Below are 19114 nucleotides of genomic sequence, written 5' to 3' on the forward strand. Positions count from 1 at the left end.
CGTTCCCGCGGCCGGACCTTCGATCTACTGCTACTGGCGCGCGCCGGTGCGGCGCGACCGCTCCCGAAGCTTGGCGTCCAGCACGACCTTGCGGATGCGCACCGAGGTCGGGGTGACCTCCACACATTCGTCGCCCCGGCAGAACTCGAGAGCCTGCTCCAGCGACAGCTTGCGCGGCGGGATCAGGCGCTCCAACTCGTCACCGGTCGACGAGCGCATGTTCGTCAGCTTCTTCTCCTTGGTGATGTTGACGTCCATGTCGTCCATGCGTGAGTTCTCGCCGACGATCATGCCCTCGTACACCTCGGTCGTCGGCTCGACGAACAGCGTCCCGCGCTCCTGGAGGTTGAACATGGCGAAGCTCGACGCGACGCCCGCGCGGTCGGCGACGAGCGAGCCCGTCGGGCGGGTCCGCAGCTCGCCGAACCACGGCTCGTACGACTCGAAGACGTGGTGCGCGATGCCGGTGCCACGCGTCTCCGTCAGGAACTCCGTCCGGAAACCGATGAGACCGCGTGCCGGGATCAGCCACTCCATCCGCACCCAGCCGGTGCCGTGGTTGACCATCTGCTCCATCCGGCCCTTGCGGGTGGCGAGCAGCTGGGTGATCGCGCCGAGGTAGTCGTCCGGCGCGTCGATCGTGAGGCGCTCCACCGGTTCGCAGGTCTTGCCGTCGATCTCCCGCGTGACGACCTGCGGCTTGCCGACCGTCAGCTCGTAGTTCTCGCGGCGCATCTGCTCGACGAGGATCGCCAGGGCCAGCTCTCCACGGCCCTGGACCTCCCACGCGTCGGGGCGGTCGGTCTCGAGGACGCGCAGCGACACGTTGCCGACGAGTTCCCGGTCGAGCCGGTCCTTCACCATGCGCGCGGTGACCTTGGCGCCCTTGACCCGGCCGGTCAGGGGGGAGGTGTTCGTGCCGATCGTCATCGAGATCGCCGGTTCGTCGACGGTGATCAACGGCAGGGGCACCGGGTTCTCCGCGTCGGCGAGCGTCTCACCGATCATGATCTCCGGGATGCCCGCGACGGCGATGATGTCGCCCGGGCCGGCCTCCGTGGCCGACTTGCGTTCGAGCGCCTCGGTCATGAGCAGCTCCGAGATGCGCACGCGCTGGATCGTGCCGTCGGTGCGGCACCAAGAGACCGTCTCGCCCTTCTTGATGACGCCCTCGCGGACGCGGCACAGCGCCAGACGTCCGAGGAACGGCGAGGCGTCGAGGTTCGTCACGTGCGCCTGGAGCGGCGCCCCCTCCGTGTAGGTCGGGGCGGGGATCGTCTGCAGGAGCGTCTTGATGAGCGGCTCGAGGTCCGTCGAATCGGTCGGGATCTGGCCGTCGCCCGGCTCGTTGAGCGACGCGATGCCGTCACGAGCGCACGCGTACACGATCGGGAAGTCGATCTGGTCCTCGTCGGCGTCGAGGTCGAGGAACAGCTCGTACGTCTCGTCGACGACCTCCTTGATACGGGCGTCGGGACGGTCGACCTTGTTGATCACGAGGACGATCGGAAGACGGGCCGAGAGCGCCTTACGCAGGACGAATCGCGTCTGCGGCAGCGGGCCCTCGGACGCGTCGACGAGCAGGATCACGCCGTCGACCATGGTCAGGCCGCGTTCGACCTCGCCACCGAAGTCGGCGTGGCCGGGCGTGTCGATGATGTTGATGACGAGTTTCTCGCCGTCAGGGGTGTGGTGGTGGACGGCGGTGTTCTTGGCCAGGATCGTGATGCCCTTCTCACGTTCCAGGTCCATCGAGTCCATGACCCGGTCGTCGACGGCCGCGCCCTCTCGGAATGCGCCCGCTTGGCGGAGCATGGCGTCGACGAGGGTGGTCTTACCGTGGTCGACGTGGGCGATGATCGCGACATTGCGCAGGTCAGTGCGTTGAGGCATGGGTTCCATTGTCTGTCATGGCCGACGGTGTTCCGCGCGCGGCCCGTGTGACGCGCCGCACGCGATGTGTCGGCTCGCTGTTGGCTTTCCCCCGGTCGCGCCCCTATCGCCGCCATCGGTTGATGGCGATGTGGACGGTCGACCCGCCTCGGCGGCGCTGCCGAGGCGCTGATATCGGGTCGCGACACGGTACCCCACTATGGCCGCTCGGTCCGCGTCGCCGGGACCGCGCGCCACGGGCGTGCGTGTCATATTCTTCGAGTATGGCGCAGCTGGCGCCCCATACTCGTGTGGGGATTGACTTCGGGACCTCCAACACCGTGGCGGTGGTGGCGCGGCCCGGCCACCCCGCTGTCCCATTGCTGTTCGACGGTTCGCCGGTATTGCCGTCGGCGGTGTTCGCCGGCGACGGGAGACTGCTCGTCGGCCGCGACGCCGAGCGCGCCTCGATGTCGGATCCCGCCCGGTTCGAGCCGAATCCCAAGCGCTGCATCGTTGACGGCACCGTGCTGTTGGGGGTCAGCGAGTATCCCGTGGTGCGGCTCATCGCGGCCGTCCTGGAACGCGTCCGCGACGAACTGCACCGTGTGCTCGGCGGCCTGCCCGAGACCGTCATCATGACCCACCCCGCGGGCTGGGGGGCCGAACGGCTGCGCGTCCTCGCGTCGGCGGCCCGGCAGGCCGGGCTCCCGGCGCTGCGGCTCGTGCCCGAACCCGTCGCCGCCGCCACGCACTTTTCACTCCACTTGGGACATCGGATTCCCGAGGGCGGCAACATCCTGGTGTACGACCTCGGCGGCGGCACCTTCGACGTCAGCGTCGTCCGCTGCGGCGAGGGCACGATCCAGGTCGTGGCCACGGGTGGTCTGCCCGACATCGGTGGCGTCGACATCGACCACGAGATCATTAACCACCTCCAGCAGACCTTTCCGACCGAGGACGACATCTGGGAGCGCCTGCGACAACCCGCCAGTCCGACCGACCGCCGACACCGACGCGGGCTGTGGCGAGACGTTCGCGACGCCAAGGAGATCCTGTCCCGGGAGAGCTCGGCCTCCTTGTTCGTCCCGCTCGTGGACAAGGACGCGCTGCTGACCCGCGACGAACTCGACGCGCTCGCCCGGCCGCTTCTCGACCAGACGGTCGAACTGACCCTGCACACGCTCGGCCGGGCCGACGTCACCCCGCAGAGCCTGGCCGGACTGTTCCTCGTCGGCGGCGCGAGCCGGATGCCGTTGGCGTCGACGCTGTTGTTGCGCGAGACCCGGGTCGCGCCGACGGTCTTGGAACAACCGGAGCTCGTCGTCGCCAGCGGCGCCGTTGACGCCCCGTCGCAGCCGGCTCCACCCGCCGCGGGCCCGTACGAGTCGGCGACGATGGTCGGTCCGATCGTGCCGATGCCTCGGCCCCGGCCCGCTCCGTTCCGGGGCGTCGCCAGGGTTCCGGTGCGCCCGCCCGAACCGGTGGCGGTTCCCGAGGACGCGCCGCCGGTCGAGCCCGCCATCGAGCGCGAACCCGTCTCGACTCAGCCGCCCGCCGTCGAGTCCGAACCCGCCGCGCCACAGCCCGAGCCGACTCGCGTCCGCGCCTCGGTTGCGGTTCCCGTCCTGACTCCCGAGACCGACGTCGAGCCGATCGCGACCACTCCGGACACACTCTTCGGTGAGCACACGGGCGTCACGGCCGTGGCGGTGCGCGACCGGCGCTACGTCGCGGTCTCCTTCATGGACGGTGTCGGTGTGTTCGATCGTGAGGACGACGCCCGCCGCGTGCTCGAGTTCGACGTCCCGTCGGCGTCGGCCGTCGCGTGGGAACCCGAGCAGGGCGACCTCATCGCCGTCGCCGACGGTCCGACCGTCCGCCTGTGGCGCGCCTTCGACGCCGGAGCCGTCCGCGCCGAGGCGACCGTTCCGGCCCGCACCCTCGGCTGTCCCGGCGACGTCCGGTACATGTCCTGGGGCGCTTCGGGTCTCGCGGTGGGCCACGACAGCGAGGTGCTCGTCTGGAACCCGTTCACCGCCGAATGCACGCGGACCTGGCGATTCAGCGGAGGCACCGCCGATCTCGACTCGCTGCGCGCGCTCGCGTGGTCACCGAACGGCCGCCTGCTCGCGGCGGGGGGCGCGGCGGGCACCCTGAAGATCTGGCCCGCCGACGCGGACGTGCCGTCGCTGAACACGATGGCCGAACCGGTCGCGATCCGCGCGTTGGCGTGGTCGCCCGGGGGCGACCGACTCGTGAGCGGCAACGCCGCCGGGGGCTTCCGGGTGTGGACCGTCGCGTCCGGCATCAGCGACAGGGTCGACAAGGTTCACGACGCCGCGGTCACGACCTTGGCGTGGTCTCCCGACGGCGGCCGCATCGCCAGCGGCGGCATGGACGGACGGGTACGGGTCCTCGACGCGGTCAACCGCGCCGAGGTCGCCACGATGACCGGACACAACCGGCCCGTCACCGCCGTGTGGTGGGGCGAGGACCGGCTGTACTCGGCGGCGGGCGACAACCCGATCCGCTGTTGGAATCCGGAGACGGGCGACGCCACCGAGCCCTGATCGATACTTGGCCGGGTGAGGACGCCCGCTGTCGTCACTCCGTCGGCATGGTGAGTCGATAGTGCTGGCGGCTGCCGCCCTCGGGCCCCGGCCGTGCCCGTTCACCGGGGACGAAGCCGAGCCGTTCATAGAAGGTGCGGGCACCGCCCTCGATCGCGGCGGGATGGTCCGCTCCGAACGTCACGACGTCGACGACGGCCGGTGGCGTCACGAAGCGGCGGAACGCCTCCGCCAACAGCGCTCGACCCGTGCCGCCGCGCCGCGCCGTCGTGTCGACGACGAGCCAGTCGATGTGGAAGCGGGTCGCGGTGCCGCTGACGAGCAGCCCGCCCGCGAGTCCCGTTCCCGCGCGCACGCACAACGCCCGCCCGTCGGCGATCGTCCGGTCCAACACCGAGTGGAACGCCGGGACGTCGACCATCGGCCCGAACCAATGCTCGACGTCGGCGGCGAGCGCGAGGAAGCCCGCGCGGTCGCCGGGGCGCGCGATGTCGACGGTCACGGTCGCCCCAGGAGATCGGACAGGAACGCGCACTGTGTCTCCCATTGCGTCGTCTCGCCTCCCTCGTGCCCGTTCCACGGCCACACCTCGATGCGCTTCTCACCGACCCATCGGTTGTACGCCGCGAACACGGTGGACGGCGGCACGACCCGGTCCATGAGGCCGACCGAGTACAGCGCCGGAACGGCACCGCGCCTAGCGAAGTTCACTCCGTCGAAATAGGACAGTGTGTCGAAGGTGCGTTCCTCCTCGAGTCGATGCGATGCGAGGTAGGCACCGATCTCGAGATACGGCCCCGCTTGGGCGATCTCGGCGCCCCGTCGGATATGCGACAGGAACGGCACGTCGATGAGCGCGGCGGCGACATACGGGTGCAGCGCGCCCATCGCCTGCGCCAGGGCGCCGGCCTGGCTGTTGCCCGCGACGACGATGCGCTGGTTGTCCACGCGCGGGTGGCGAAGCGCCACATCGACCGCGCGATAGGCGTCCGCGAACAGCCTCCGGTAGTAGTACGTCGCGGGGTCGGTGATTCCACGGGTCATGACGCCGGGGACGGCCGGATTGTCGGTGCCGTGCGGGTCGCCCGTCACCCCCGACATCGTTGTCGACTGGCTGCCCTGCCCACGGGAGTCCATGACCAGCGTCGCCCACCCCGCGGCCGGGAACGCGAGGTGGTGCTGCGGACGTCCCCGTCCACCGCCGTAGCCGATGTACCGCACGACGCAGCCGACGGGATCGTCGCCGGGAGGCAGGATCAGCCACGCTGCGATGCGATCGCCCGCCCAACCCCCGAACGACACGTCGAGGACGGTGCCGAAGCGCACTGGCGTCTCCGCCGGGGTGAAGACCGGTGAGAGGTCCTGAGAACGGGTCTCGCTGATCGTCGTGTCCCAGAACGCGTCGAAGTCGGCCGGTTCGGCGACGTCCGGCCGGAAGACGCGCAGTTCGTCGAGGGGGAGGTCGATGAGGGGCATAGGGGCATTCCTATCAGGAAGGGCGACGGCGTCCGTCGGCCGCGTGGTGCCGTCGGCACCGGGCGCACGACACGGCCGGGAACGGAATCGACGGCGTCCGGCGCGTCGTCGGCGATACTGACCAGCGGCGACGCCAGGGGCGCGACGCCCCGGTGCGATTCCGCGCCGCAGCCACGAAGGGGGATTCGTGCTCGACGGCGTGTTGTTTCTGATCGTCATGACGGCGGCGTTGAGCCTGGCGGCGCTGGCCCGGCGGCGTGACGTCCAGCCGTCGTTGATCATCGTCACGCTTGCGGGCGCGGCCTCGTTCGTTCCCTGGATCCCCCGGTTCGAACTGGATCCGGACACGATCCTCGGTCTGGTCCTTCCTCCCCTGCTCTTCGCGGCGACGCGCGGCTTCGCCGTCACTCACTTCCTCCGGAACCTGCGGCCCATCGCGGGTCTCGGCATCGGCCTGGTCGTCGTCACGGGCGTCGTATCCGGTTTCGCCGCGTCCTGGGTCGTGCCGGGGTTGTCGTTGAGCGCCGCGATGGTGCTGGGAGCCGTCGTGTCGCCGCCGGACACCGTCACGATCGTGACGCACGGTCGGCGACTCGGCATGTCTCAGCGGGTCGTGGCGATTCTGACGGGGGAGTGCCTCGTCAACGACGCTGCGGCGTTGACGATGTTCGCCGTGACCGTCGCGACGGTCACGGCGACCGACACCTTCATCGACGGTCCCGTGCTTCTGTATCTGTACGACACGGCCGTCGGCGTCGCGATCGGCATTCTGCTCGGCGTCGTCACCAACGCGATCCGCCGCCGTCTCGGCGACGCGAGCCTCGCGACGGCGATCGGGTTGATTCTGCCGTTCTCGGCGTACCTCGTCGCCGAACACCTTCACGCGTCAGGCGTACTGGCCGTCGTCGCGGCCGGGTTCAGCATGAGCCTCGGCAGCACCCGCCTCGACTACGAGACCCGCCTCCGCGAGGACCACACGTGGTTCACCATCGATTCGCTGCTGGAGACCTTCGTGTTCGCCTACATGGGAATGCAGGTCTCCGCCGTCGTGAGTGAGGTCCGTGCCAGCGGATACGACGAGACCGCAGTCCTCGTCGCCGGCGTCGTCCTGCTCGCGGTCGTGATCGCGATCCGGCCCGCCGCCGTCTTCATGCTGTTCGGACAACACCGCCTCGCCCGGCGGCTTCGCGGCCGTGTGTCGGCCCGGTCGAACCGGAAGCCGCGCGGACGTCGACGTGTCCCGGTTCCGTTGACGGTCAAGGACAACATCGTCGTTTCGTGGACCGGAATGCGTGGCATCGTCACCCTCGCCGCCGCCGGCGGTATCCCGCTGACGACGGTCTCCGGCGCGCCGTTCGAGGGGCGACCCGTCATCCAGGCCATCGCGTTCATCGTCGCCATCGGAACCCTGCTCATCCAGGGGAGCTCCCTACCGTGGCTGATCCGGACCCTCGACATCGACGACAGCGTCGAACGGCATCGGGAATCCGAGGCGCTCGTCGCGGCCGACGGCGTCGCGCAGGAGGCGGCTCGAACCGTGCTGACTCGAAGGGCCGTCCAGGCCGCAGAATCCGGCGACGGGGATTCGGCGCTCGTCCGGCTCGTGGAGGCCTACCTCGATCGCGACGCGGCCGACACCCGCACGCTCGACGCCGACGATCGCCGTGTCACGAGACAACTCATCGCCCTGTGGCACGAGGTCGCGGACGCCCAGCGCGAGGCACTCCTCCAGCAGTGGCGCGCCGGGGAGATCGAGGAAGCGGCGATGCGGACGACGATGAACCGCATCGACCTGCGCCAAGCCTCGATCGAGGCGGCCGAGCCGCATTGACGTCGCATCGCCTGGGGCCGCTGGTGCCCCAGGGACCGAAGGTGCCCGACGAGGGGGAGGCACCCGCCTTCGACGCGGGGTCCTTCGTTCCCTGATGGGACTTGGACGACAGCGCACGGCCCGCTCCTCGCCGTGCGTCGGGACCGCCCGTTCGCCCGATCCTCACGGACAGCGGCGCCGATCCGTTCCGCACCAGGTGATGTCGTGGCTGCGCAGCCACAAACCGTCGAAGCTGTAGAAGCGGTGGTGATCGCCCCAGGGCCAACGGATCCAGGTCGTGTGTCCACTGTCGTCGACATTGCGTCGGTATCGGCCGTCGCGATGCTCCACTGGTGCGCGGAGGCAGGGAGCCGTCCAGTCCGCGCTATGGGAACTCGCATCGAAGCGATGCCCGAACGGAGTCTCGTGCATGGAGTACACGAGGGCCCGACCGTTCGTTCGGCCGACGCAGTCCGTGTTCGGCGGGGCGACGGCCTCGTTCGACGGAGTGCTGCCCACGATGAACTCCCCGGACGCGGCCGAACCGCTCATCGCGACCATCACCGCCGTCAACAGCGCACACAAGCGCCTTCGCATGGTTCCCCCAACCATGGCGGCGAAGCCCGGCGCACCCGCGCCACCCCACGGTCACTCACCGTGAAATCGCCACCGCGCATAGTTGTATCAGTCCCGGTGCGCGAAGGTGCGTCGGCGAGTCGGTCGGGCCGTCACCAGCCGCGCGCCCGCCACTCCGCCAACCTCGGACGCTCCGTGCCCAAGGTCGTGTCGCCGCCGTGGCCCGGGTAGATCCACGTGTCATCGTCGAACGGGCCGAACACCTTCCGCTCCAGATCGTCCATGAGGGACGTGAAGTCCGTGGCGGTGCGGGTCTTGCCGGGGCCGCCCGGGAACAGCGAGTCTCCGGTGAAGAGGTGTGCGCGGCCACCCGGCTCGCGCCACGCCAGGGCGATTGCCCCGGGGGTGTGGCCGACCAGGTGAATGACGTCGAGCCGCTGCGCTCCGAAGGCGATCGTGTCGCCGTCGACGACCGTCCGCGAGACGGCCGGAATCTCCTCCGCGTCGTCGACGTGCGCGACGCCGACGGCGCCCGTGCGTCGGATGACCTCCTCGGTCGCCCGCACATGATCCCAGTGCCGGTGCGTCGTCACGACCGTCGACAGTCCGTCAACGCCGACGACCTCCATGACGCGGTCCGGCTCGGCGGCCGCGTCGATCAACAGTTGCTCGCCAGTCTCATTGCAGCGCAACAGATATACATTGTTATCCATCTCACTGACGGAGAACTTGGTGATCGTCGCCGGTGCCAGTGCGCGAACATCTATCGGCCCCCCGGGCCGGACCCGTCCGGTGTAAGACATGCCCCGAGCTTGCCAGGCGTACGCCGACCGTGACGAAACGGGCTTGCCCGAACGTGCGGAAGGGCTTACGGTGCATGCAACAAGACAGGACGGAGTTCGGACGAACCCGGCCACGCCTCGATCAGGCGTCGGCGGGCCGACCCCCGATCCGCAACCGCGGTCGAACGGCAGTGAGGAGGTGGCGAGCATGCCGCGCACGACCCATCGAAATGGTCGATGTCTATTCGGCGTACGCATTTGCGCGCTCGCCGTCTAGACATCCTCCTCACCCTCCACCCGCCGCAGCCGAACCTTCACCGCTCGCGGCACATGAGCCTAGAAAAGGTGCATTGTGACCATGTCGCTTGCGTCCCTCGGATGGGACGCTCATTTCTCCGACGCCTACGCGCGCTTCAACCGCCGTGGCAATAAACCAGGACGCATAAGCCGCGTCGACCGCGGCGTCTGCACCGTCCTCACCGAGCGCGGAGTCACCCGCGCGAGCCTCGCCGGACGCATGCTCGGCATCATCGCCAAGGACCCCCTCGCGATGCCGAGCGTCGGAGACTGGGCCGTCATAAAGACGTGGTCCGACGAGCGCTCCACGATCGAGGCGATACTGCCTCGCCGCAGCGCCATCGTCCGCTCGTCCTCCGGCCGCGCCGCCGAGGGACAGGCCATCGCGGCCAACGCCGACAGTGTCGCCGTCGTCGAAGCGCTCGATCCCGACCCCGACCCCGGTCGTATCGAACGACTCATGGCGCTCGCCCACGAATCCGGTGCGACACCACTCCTGATCCTGACGAAGGCCGACGCGGTGCCCGACGCACCACTCCTCGCCGCCGATCTGGCGGGAGCCCTGGGAGACGTCGAGGTGCACACGGTCAGCGCGCACACCGGCGACGGCTTGGACGCGCTCGCCGACTACCTCGGCCCCGGCCGAACGCTCGCCCTGATCGGCGCGTCCGGCGCCGGAAAGTCGAGCCTCGTCAACGCCCTCGCCGGAACCTCCGTCATGGTCACCCGTGCTTTGCGAGCCGACGGGCGGGGACGGCACACCACGTCACATCGAGCGCTGGTTCCCGTCCCATCCGGCGGCACCATCCTCGACACGCCGGGGCTGCGGCTCGTCGGTCTCTTCGACCGCCGCCCCGGCGACGCGACGGTCCCCGCCGACGGCCTCGCCCGGGCCTTCGAGGACCTGGACGAACTCGCGGGCGGCTGCCGCTTCCGTGACTGTCGACATGAGAGTGAGCCCGACTGCGCGGTGCTCGCGGCCGTCGGGGACGGCGTCATCACCGCCCGACGTCTCGAGAACTGGCGCAAGCTTCAACGCGAACAATCCTTCGAACGTCGACGCATCGAGGCCCGTCAACGCAACCAGCGTCGCGTCACCAAGTCCCGCGACCGGGACAAGGCCACCCGCCGCTGAGCCGCGGCCGACGACTCGGGGTCGTTCGTTCCCGTCCCGGCACGGACGAGCGACCCGACCGTCGCGTGATGATCACCGAACGTGTGCTCTTGGTCATGGCGGCGACCTCCCGTGTCGGCGCCCGGACGGCGTCCGCGCTCCCGTCCCGTGGCGCCGTCGAGGTGCACGTCGATCCGAGAACACCCACCGCGCAACGAAAGCACGTGGGACGAAGCAGGCGCCGCGCGTCGCGGCCGGCGGCGTCGACCGGGACGAGACGTCAACGACAACCGCCTTGGATCGCTCGATCGCTCGGCCGGGTACCGTCGATGCGTGACCTGCATGAACACCGTTATGTCAGACCGGGGGGCTAGGTTCCGCGCGTGAGCAATCTGCGTCCAGCACAGAAGCCGGGGGTCCGTCCCGGAAACCACATCAGCATCAAAGGGGCCAGGGAGCACAACCTGGCCGACGTCGACCTCGAACTGCCGCGCGACGCGCTCATCGCGTTCACCGGCCTGTCCGGCTCCGGCAAGTCCAGCCTCGCGTTCGACACGATCTTCGCCGAGGGGCAGCGCCGCTACGTCGAGTCGCTGTCCGCCTACGCACGGCAGTTCCTCGGGCAGATGGACAAGCCGGACGTCGACTTCATCGAAGGTCTGTCGCCGGCGGTCTCGATCGACCAGAAGTCGACCTCGAAGAACCCGCGGTCGACCGTCGGCACGATCACCGAGATTTACGACTATCTGCGGCTCCTGTTCGCCCGGATCGGGCGTCCGCACTGCCCTGTCTGCGGGGAGCCGGTGACGAAGCAGACCCCGCAGCAGATCGTCGACCGGGTCATGGCGATGGACGAGGGAACCCGCTTCCAGGTGCTCGCCCCGGTCATCCGCGACCGGAAGGGCGAGTACGAGTCGCTGTTCGCGGAGCTGCAGACGAAGGGGTACGCGCGGGCGCGCGTCGACGGCGTCGTCCACCCGCTCACCGAGGTCCCGAAGCTGAAGAAGCAGGAGAAGCACTCGATCGAGGTCGTCGTCGACCGCCTCGCCGTCAAGGCCTCCGCGAAGCAGCGACTCACGGACTCGGTCGAGTCGGCGCTCGGTCTCGCGGGTGGCATCGTCCTCCTCGACTTCGTCGACCTTCCCGAGGACGACCCGCACAGGGAACGCCGATACTCGGAGCACCTCGCGTGCCCCAACGAGCACCCGCTGGCCCTCGACGACCTTGAGCCGCGATCGTTCTCGTTCAACACCCCGTACGGCGCCTGCGCCGAATGTTCGGGCCTCGGCGTGCGCAAGGAGGTCGATCCGGAGCTCATCATCCGTGACGGTGAGAAGTCCATTCGCGACGGCGCGCTGGCTCCGTGGTCGAGCGCGGGCATGGGTGACTACTTCCTCCACCAGTTGGTCGCCTTGGGGGAGGTCCTCGGCTTCTCCGTCGACGCGGCGTGGGACGCTCTGCCCGCTCGCGCGCAGAAGGCCGTCCTCTACGGCCACAGCGCCGAACTGACGGTCAAGTACCGGAACCGGCACGGCCGCGACCGTTCGTACCAGACGACGTTCGAAGGCGCCGTTCCGTGGGTCGAGCGGCGGCACGCCGACACCGATTCGGAGTGGACTCGCGACAAGTACGAGGGCTTCATGCGGGAGGTGCCGTGCAACAGCTGCCGGGGCACCCGCTTGAAACCCGAGGTACTCGCGGTGACCGTGTCGGGTCACAACATCGCGGAGGTGTGCGGCCTGTCGGTCGACGCGTGCGCCGAGCTGATGGGGCGGCTCGTGCTGTCCGAGTCGGAGGCGATGATCGCCGAACAGGTCGTCAAGGAGATCAACGCGCGTCTGCGGTTCCTGCTCGACGTCGGTCTGGACTACCTGTCGCTCGACCGTGCGGCGGCGACGCTGTCCGGTGGCGAGGCGCAGCGGATCAGGTTGGCGACGCAGATCGGCGCCGGGTTGGTCGGAGTGCTGTACGTCCTGGACGAGCCGTCGATCGGGCTGCACCAGCGCGACAACCATCGTCTGATCGAGACTCTCGTTCGACTGCGGGACTTGGGGAACACCCTCATCGTCGTCGAGCATGACGAGGACACCGTGCGGATGGCGGACTGGGTGGTCGACATCGGTCCGGGAGCGGGGGAGCACGGTGGCCAGATCGTCCACTCCGGAACGGTGGAGGACCTGCTGGCGAACACCGACTCGATCACCGGTGACTACCTGTCCGGGCGGCGGGGCATTCCGGTGCCACAGCAACGTCGTCTGCCCCAGCCGGGTCGGGCCCTCACGGTCAAGGGCGCTCGCGAGAACAATCTGCACAATGTGGATGCCTCCTTCCCGTTGGGCTGCCTCATCTCCGTGACCGGGGTGTCCGGTTCCGGCAAGTCGACGCTCGTCAACGAGATCCTGTACAAGGTCCTGTCGAGTCAGCTCAACCGTGCGAAGGCCGTTCCGGGGCGGCACCGGCGCGTCGAGGGGCTCGACGAGGTGGACAAGGTCGTCGGTGTCGACCAGTCTCCGATCGGGCGGACCCCGCGGTCGAACCCGGCGACGTACACCGGTGTCTTCGACAAGGTTCGCAAGCTGTTCTCGGAGACGGCCGAGGCGAAGGTTCGCGGGTACACGCAGGGCCGGTTCTCGTTCAACGTCAAGGGCGGGCGCTGCGAGGAGTGCTCCGGCGACGGCACGCTGAAGATCGAGATGAACTTCCTCCCGGACGTCTACGTCCCGTGCGAGGTCTGTCACGGCGCCCGGTACAACCGGGAGACGCTCGAGGTGCACTACAAGGGCAAGACGATCTCCGAGGTGCTCGACATGCCGATCGAGGAGGCGGCCGATTTCTTCAAGCCGATCAGCTCGATCCACCGGCACCTGAAGACCCTCGTCGACGTCGGTCTCGGTTACGTCCGTCTCGGTCAGCCCGCGCCGACCCTGTCCGGCGGTGAGGCGCAGCGGGTGAAGCTCGCCAGCGAGTTGCAGAAGCGGTCGACCGGCCGCACCGTGTACGTCCTGGACGAGCCCACGACGGGCCTGCACTTCGAGGACGTCCGCAAGCTTCTGGGCGTGCTGGAAGGCCTGGTGGACAAGGGCAACACGGTCATCGTCATCGAGCACAATCTCGACGTCATCAAGAGCTCGGACTGGCTCATCGACATGGGCCCCGAGGGTGGGGACAAGGGCGGCACGGTCGTCGTCGCGGGCACCCCGGAGGAGGTGGCGGCGACTCCCGCCAGCCACACCGGGACGTTCCTGCGGGATCTGCTTCCCACGACCTGAAACGCGCGAACGGCGCCGTCCACCATGGACGGCGCCGTTCGTCGTCCGTGGGTCAACCAGTGATCGCGGCGATCGCGAGGAAAACGCAGATCAGCACGAACAGGATGACCAGCAGCGGTCCCACGAACCGCAGATACTTGTCGTACCGCACTTTGGCCAGCGCGAGACCACCCATCACGACGGCGGTCGTCGGGGCGATGAGGTTCATCCACCCGCTCGCGGACTGCCATGCGGTGATGACGAGCGAGCGTGGCACGTTCGCGAAGTCGGCCAGCGGCGCGAGGATCGGCATCGCCAGGGTCGCGTGTCCCGACGTCGACGGGATCAGGAACGCCAACGGAATGTTGACCACGAACATCGCGATCGCGAAGACCGCCGAGGACGTGCCCGCGACGACGCTCTCGAGCGAATGCAACACCGTGTCGGTGACGTGCGAGTTGTTCATGAGGACCGTGACTCCCCGGGCGAGCACGATGACGAGCCCGGCCCCGACGAAGTCGCCGAAGCCCTGCACGATCTTGCCGGTCAGGCCGTCCTCGCCGAGCGCGCCGATGACGCCGACGACGACCGAGGCGACGAGGAACAGCGCCGTCAACTCCGGGAAGTACCAGCCGAGTTCCCACGCGAACGGGTCGGCGTCGGGCCCGTTGATGATGCCCGACCACGGAATGATCGAGAAGATCATCAGCAGGAACGTGAACGCGACGATCCAGATGACGAGCTTGTGCCGCCCCGTCAACGGTTCGGGCATCGCCTTGGCGACCGCCTCGGCCTGGTCGTGGTCGCCGGGTTGGAAGCCCGACAGCGATTTCGTGGGGTCGGCCTTGACCTTGCGGGCGTACCACAGTACATAGAGGATCGTCACGGTCGTGAGGACTACCAGCATCGCCAGGCGCAACAGAATTCCGTCGCCGATGGTGACGCCCGCGGCCGAGGACGCGGTGCCCGTCGCGAAGGGATTGACCGTCGAGCACAGCACCCCGATGCCCGCGCCGAGGATGATCGTTCCGACGGCGACCATGCGGTCATATCCGAGTGCGAGCGTCAACGGGATGATGAGCCCGTAGAACCCGAGGGTCTCCTCGGCGAAGCCCTCGACCGTCCCGGCGACGGCGAAGATCGTCATGATGCCGATGATGAGCAGCATGCCTCGGCTCTGCAGCCGGTGCGCGAGCCGTCCGATGCCCCGATCGAGCGCTCCGGTGGCGAAGGTGACGGTGATGAACGCGCCGACGGCGAGGACGAACAGGAACACGGCGGCGCTACCGTACAGCGCGCCCACCTCGTCGGGGCCGACCTGGCCCGAGTCGGTCGACTGGATGCCATAGAGGCCGTTGACGGGTGAGATGAACAGGTCGTGCAATCTGTCCATGAAGGACTGATCGTTGTCGATGTGGTGGTAGCTGCCTTCGACCGGTTTGCCGTCCTTGACGTCGTACTGGCCCGGCGGGATGATGAACGTCAGTACCCACACCGCGAGCGTCACGATCGCCAGCACCGTGTACGCGGACGGGAACTTCATGGTCTTGGCGGTCGGCTGCTCTGCGGCGTCGGTGTCGCCGTTGGGTCTGTTGTCGCCCGACATGGCGGGACTCCCATCGTGTCGAGGAATAAGGACGCTGTGAAACCCGCGGCGAACTCGGCGAAGAACGTCGCTTCGGCGATGACGACCTTCTCGATCTCGTCCAGAAGGACGCGTTCGTTCGGCGCGTGAAGTCCACAGTGTCCATCTTCGGCGCCGAGCATCAGGATCTCGGCGTTCGGAGCGGCCTTCGACAGCGCGTTGACCAGCGGGATCGAACCGCCGGAGGCCATCTCGACGGGCGTGTTCCCCCACGCCTTCCGCATCGACTTCTGCATCGCCGTATAGGCCGGCCCGCCGGTCGGCGCGGCGAAACCCGCTCCCGCGTCTCCGGGTGTCACGGTCAGTTCGATCCCGAACGGACGCAGCTTCTCCAGGTGCGTCACGAGCGCGCGCTGCCCCTCCTTGACGTCCTGCTCCGGGTGTACCCGCAGGCTGATCGCGGCTCGCGCGTACGGTACGACCGCCGACGCCGCCGTGTCGACCGCCGGGGCGTCGAGGCCGATGACGGTGATCGACGGCCCGTGCCAGAGGCGCTCACCGATCGGCCCGGACCCCAGTTGCGGCATGCCCGGCAGCATCCCGGCGAGCTCCGCGAACTCCTTGTCGCTGTAACTGGTCCCGTTCCACGGATCGCGTCGCAGGCCGTTGACGGCGACGTCGCCGTTGCTGTCGTGCAGCGTCGAGAGGGCGTGCATGAGCGTCAGCAACGCGTCCGGCGCCGCCCCGCCGAATTCACCACTGTGGATGGCCTTCTTGAGGGTGCGGACCTCGACGACGAGGTCGGCCGCACCGCGAAGCGCCACCGTCAGGGTCGGCTCGCCGGGCCGGACGTTACCCATGTCGGCGATGACCATGGCGTCGGCGGCGAATAGTTCCGGCTTCTGGGGCGGGAAGTCGTCGAAGGCCGACCCGTACTCCTCCTGCCCTTCGAAGACGATCCGGACGCCGACCGGTGGCCGACCGTCCCACGCCCGCAACGCCCCGATGTGCGCGATCAGGTTCGACTTGCAGTCCGCCACTCCGCGACCCCGGATCGCGCCGCCGTCGATGCGGGTCGGCTCGAACGGGGGCGATTCCCACAGGGACTCGTCGCCCGAGGGCTGCACGTCATAGTGTCCGTAGAGGAGTACCGTCGGCGCGTCCGGTGGCGCCGGGATGTGTCCCATGATGACGGGCGAGGTGTCGGGCAGATCGAGGCTGTCGATGTCGGTGACTCCGGCGCCTCGCAGGAGCTCCACCAGGTGGTCGTGCGCGCGCCGCACCTCCTCCTTGGGATGGTTCGGGAACGCGATCGACGGGATCTTCGTCAGTTCGATCAGGTCCTCGGTGAGCTGTGGCATCAACTCGCGCGCTTTGGCGGCGAAATCGGTCATCGACTGTCCCCCACAGTGGTCCGGTCGCATCGGCCCACGAGCCGACGCGGCACCCAATGATGATCGTGTTCGATTCAAACACGCGCGGCGACTGTTCACCGTGGAATCACGGGTGGCCACTCTTGTCCGTGATCTAGGGCGGAGCCGCTGAACCGTCGGCCTCGAAGCCTCCCTCGACGTGACTTCAGGAACCCGCGCCTGAACCTGAAGACCGGGCGAAAAGATCGCGCGGGCGGCGATGTCCGCCCGTACAACGGGATCATGACACTCCAACTACTCATCCATTTTGGGCAGCATTCGTCGTCGACTGCCGCCGTCACGGGCGCCCTGGTCGTCGGTCTCGGCTCCGTCCCGTCGATACAGGCGACGGCACACCGCCTGAGCGGGCACTCCCCGAGACCGGGTGCCCTCGCCACCGTCGTCTGCGTCGTCCTGGTCGGTCTGGTGCTCGCGGGTCCCGACGGTGTCGTGGATCGAGCGCGGCTCGTCGCGCTCGCGTTCGGCGGCGCGGTGGTCGGGGCGATCGACGTCGCGCAACGTTGGCTGCCGGACGTGATCGTGCTGCCCGCCTACCCGTTGACGGGGTTGTCCCTCATCGCGCAGGGCACGTTCGATACCGACGCCGACGCGCTGCTGCGCGCCGCACTCGTGTCGGCGTCCGCCTTCGCCTGGTACGGGGCGTGCTGCGCGATGGGTGGTCTCGGTTTCGGCGATGTCAAACTCGCCGGGTTGCTGGGTCTCGTCCTCGGTTGGCACGGGTGGGCCGCCGGATTCGTGGCGCTGCTCGCCGCGACCGCCTTCGGTGGCATCGCGGGGATGCGAGCGCTCGCGGGGGGAGGTCGGCGGGTCGCCTTCGGGCCGTCGCTGATGGCCGCCGCCTTCGTGGCGGTCCTGGTCGTGTGAGGACGGCGGCGCTCGATCAGTCCTTCGCGGGCGACATGACGACGGCCGTGCCGTAGGCGCACACCTCGGTTCCGACGTCACCAGCCTCCGACACGTCGTACCGCATCGCGACGACCCCGTTGGCGCCCCTGGTGCGCGCCTGTTCGAGCAGCCGCTCCATCGCCTGGCTCCGGCTCTCGACCAGGGTCTTCGTCAGGCCGCGCAGCTCGCCGCCGAACATGGACTTCAGCCCGGCTCCGATCTGGCTGCCGAGGTGCCGCGACCGCACCGTCAACCCGAAGACCTCGCCGATCACCTTGTCGACGTGGTACCCCGGAACGTCGTTGCTCGTGACGACGATGATGTCGCTGCTGACTCCGCCGCCGTACTCTTCGATTCCCATGCGTGCCACCCCCATGTCGTTTCGCACGCAGAGCCTACGACGTCGGACGGGTCGAGAGGTCGATGTTGAGCGGCGACGTCCGGCCCCGAGTCCCATGATGTCGACGTATATCGAACCCGAGTGGCGCGCATGGTTCCCCGGCGCGGTCGAACCCACTCACCCTCGCCAAAGGACCCCACCTGGGCGTCCAGCCGTGCGTGGGCACTGTGGCGCGACCCTCCGGCCCGCCACCTCGCAGTCGGTCCGGTGGTCGACCGTGACACACTGTCGCTCGTGTTGCGTTGGATGACCGCTGGAGAATCACATGGTCCGGCGCTGGTGGCGATTGTGGACGGCCTTCCCGCCGGCATCCACGTCACCAGTGAGGACATCACCCGCGAGTTGGCCAGGCGCCGACTCGGCTACGGGCGAGGCGCCCGCATGAAGTTCGAACAGGACGTCGTGGAGATCGTCGGCGGCGTCCGTCACGGCCTCAGTCTCGGCTCGCCCGTCGCCGTCCGCGTCGCGAACTCCGAGTGGCCCAAATGGGAGAAGGTCATGGCGGCCGACCCCGTCGACGAGGCGGAACTCGCCGGGCTCGCCCGCAACGCGCCACTGACCCGCCCCCGGCCCGGACACGCCGACCTCGCCGGGATGCAGAAGTACGACCACACCGACGCCCGCCCGATCCTGGAACGCGCCTCCGCCAGGGAGACCGCGGCCCGCGTCGCCATCGGCGCCGTCGCCAAGGCGTTCTGCGAACAGGCCCTCGGCATCCGCATCGTCTCGCACGTCATCGAGATCGGCGACGTCAGCGCCAAACCCGGCCTCGTGCCCGGGCCCGACGACACCGTCGCCATCGACGCCGACCCGCTCCGCTGCGTCGACCCCGACGCCTCGGCGCGCATGGTCGAGGCCGTCGACGCCGCGAAGAAGGACGCGGACACTCTCGGCGGCATCGTCGAGGTACTCGCCTACGGCGTACCGCCGGGCCTCGGCTCCCACGTGCAGTGGGACCGCAAACTCGACGCCCGCCTCGCCATGGCGCTCATGTCCATTCAGGCCATCAAGGGGGTCGAGATCGGCGACGCCTTCACCCAGGCCCGGTCGCGGGGNNCCGCCG

Annotated in this window: 14 protein-coding genes; 6 read left to right on the forward strand and 8 right to left on the reverse strand. The window is 68.8% G+C overall.

Translation table 11 applies throughout. The annotated features are described in order from the left end of the window. Positions 1-30: 30 nt before the first annotated feature. Positions 31-1893: a translational GTPase TypA gene (gene typA, locus ACM9NP_RS20335; RefSeq protein WP_415648349.1), complete on the reverse strand. Its 1863-nt coding sequence runs from the start codon at positions 1891-1893 to the stop codon at positions 31-33. 290 nt (positions 1894-2183) lie between these two features. Here typA and ACM9NP_RS20340 point away from each other — a divergent pair, with 290 nt between their 5' ends. Further along, positions 2184-4445, forward strand: a complete 2262-nt coding sequence (locus ACM9NP_RS20340; protein ID WP_415648350.1) for an Hsp70 family protein — start codon at positions 2184-2186, stop codon at positions 4443-4445. A gap of 34 nt (positions 4446-4479) precedes the next feature. Here the strand turns inward: ACM9NP_RS20340 and ACM9NP_RS20345 are convergent, their stop codons facing one another. Together ACM9NP_RS20345 and ACM9NP_RS20350 are read right to left on the reverse strand one after the other, a co-directional pair. Continuing rightward, entirely contained in the window at positions 4480-4992 is a 513-nt protein-coding gene (locus ACM9NP_RS20345; RefSeq protein ID WP_415648351.1) for a GNAT family N-acetyltransferase, read from the reverse strand. Continuing rightward, positions 4944-5921: an acetylxylan esterase gene (locus ACM9NP_RS20350; protein ID WP_415648352.1), complete on the reverse strand. Its 978-nt coding sequence runs from the start codon at positions 5919-5921 to the stop codon at positions 4944-4946. Before ACM9NP_RS20350 ends, ACM9NP_RS20345 begins: the two co-directional genes overlap by 49 nt. A 199-nt stretch (positions 5922-6120) precedes the next feature. On the opposite strand from ACM9NP_RS20350, the gene ACM9NP_RS20355 reads away from it, so the two are divergent. Continuing rightward, positions 6121-7752: a cation:proton antiporter gene (locus ACM9NP_RS20355; RefSeq protein ID WP_415648353.1), complete on the forward strand. Its 1632-nt coding sequence runs from the start codon at positions 6121-6123 to the stop codon at positions 7750-7752. 162 nt (positions 7753-7914) lie between these two features. Here the strand turns inward: ACM9NP_RS20355 and ACM9NP_RS20360 are convergent, their stop codons facing one another. Continuing rightward, entirely contained in the window at positions 7915-8328 is a 414-nt protein-coding gene (locus ACM9NP_RS20360) for a hypothetical protein (protein ID WP_415648354.1), read from the reverse strand. A 131-nt stretch (positions 8329-8459) separates the two neighbouring features. Continuing rightward, the gene (locus ACM9NP_RS20365) at positions 8460-9110 is read right to left on the reverse strand and encodes an MBL fold metallo-hydrolase (RefSeq protein ID WP_415648355.1); all 651 of its coding nucleotides are present in this window, start codon (positions 9108-9110) and stop codon (positions 8460-8462) included. 337 nt (positions 9111-9447) lie between these two features. Here ACM9NP_RS20365 and rsgA point away from each other — a divergent pair, with 337 nt between their 5' ends. Both rsgA and uvrA read left to right on the forward strand, forming a co-directional pair. Next, entirely contained in the window at positions 9448-10521 is a 1074-nt protein-coding gene (gene rsgA / locus ACM9NP_RS20370; protein ID WP_415648374.1) for a ribosome small subunit-dependent GTPase A, read from the forward strand. 413 nt (positions 10522-10934) lie between these two features. Beyond that, positions 10935-13769, forward strand: a complete 2835-nt coding sequence (uvrA, locus tag ACM9NP_RS20375; RefSeq protein WP_415648375.1) for an excinuclease ABC subunit UvrA — start codon at positions 10935-10937, stop codon at positions 13767-13769. A 52-nt stretch (positions 13770-13821) separates the two neighbouring features. Here the strand turns inward: uvrA and ACM9NP_RS20380 are convergent, their stop codons facing one another. Then, entirely contained in the window at positions 13822-15354 is a 1533-nt protein-coding gene (locus tag ACM9NP_RS20380; protein WP_415648356.1) for a YfcC family protein, read from the reverse strand. Continuing rightward, positions 15288-16727, reverse strand: a complete 1440-nt coding sequence (locus ACM9NP_RS20385; protein WP_415648357.1) for a M20/M25/M40 family metallo-hydrolase — start codon at positions 16725-16727, stop codon at positions 15288-15290. Before ACM9NP_RS20385 ends, ACM9NP_RS20380 begins: the two co-directional genes overlap by 67 nt. Before the next feature lie 261 nt (positions 16728-16988). On the opposite strand from ACM9NP_RS20385, the gene ACM9NP_RS20390 reads away from it, so the two are divergent. Continuing rightward, positions 16989-17630 carry a prepilin peptidase gene (locus ACM9NP_RS20390; RefSeq protein ID WP_415648358.1) on the forward strand — a complete coding sequence of 214 codons (642 nt, stop codon included), beginning with the start codon at positions 16989-16991 and terminating at the stop codon, positions 17628-17630. Positions 17631-17646: 16 nt separating this feature from the next. Here ACM9NP_RS20390 and ACM9NP_RS20395 read toward each other — a convergent pair whose 3' ends face one another. Further along, entirely contained in the window at positions 17647-18012 is a 366-nt protein-coding gene (locus ACM9NP_RS20395; RefSeq protein ID WP_415648359.1) for a YbjQ family protein, read from the reverse strand. Positions 18013-18285: 273 nt separating this feature from the next. Here ACM9NP_RS20395 and aroC point away from each other — a divergent pair. Beyond that, the coding region (gene aroC / locus ACM9NP_RS20400) for a chorismate synthase (RefSeq protein WP_415648376.1) at positions 18286-19106 on the forward strand (821 nt) is incomplete at its 3' end. Between the last annotated feature and the right edge of the window lie 8 nt (positions 19107-19114).

The organism is Stackebrandtia soli, from assembly GCF_965137155.1.
Classification (GTDB): Bacteria; Actinomycetota; Actinomycetes; order Mycobacteriales; family Micromonosporaceae; genus Stackebrandtia; species Stackebrandtia soli.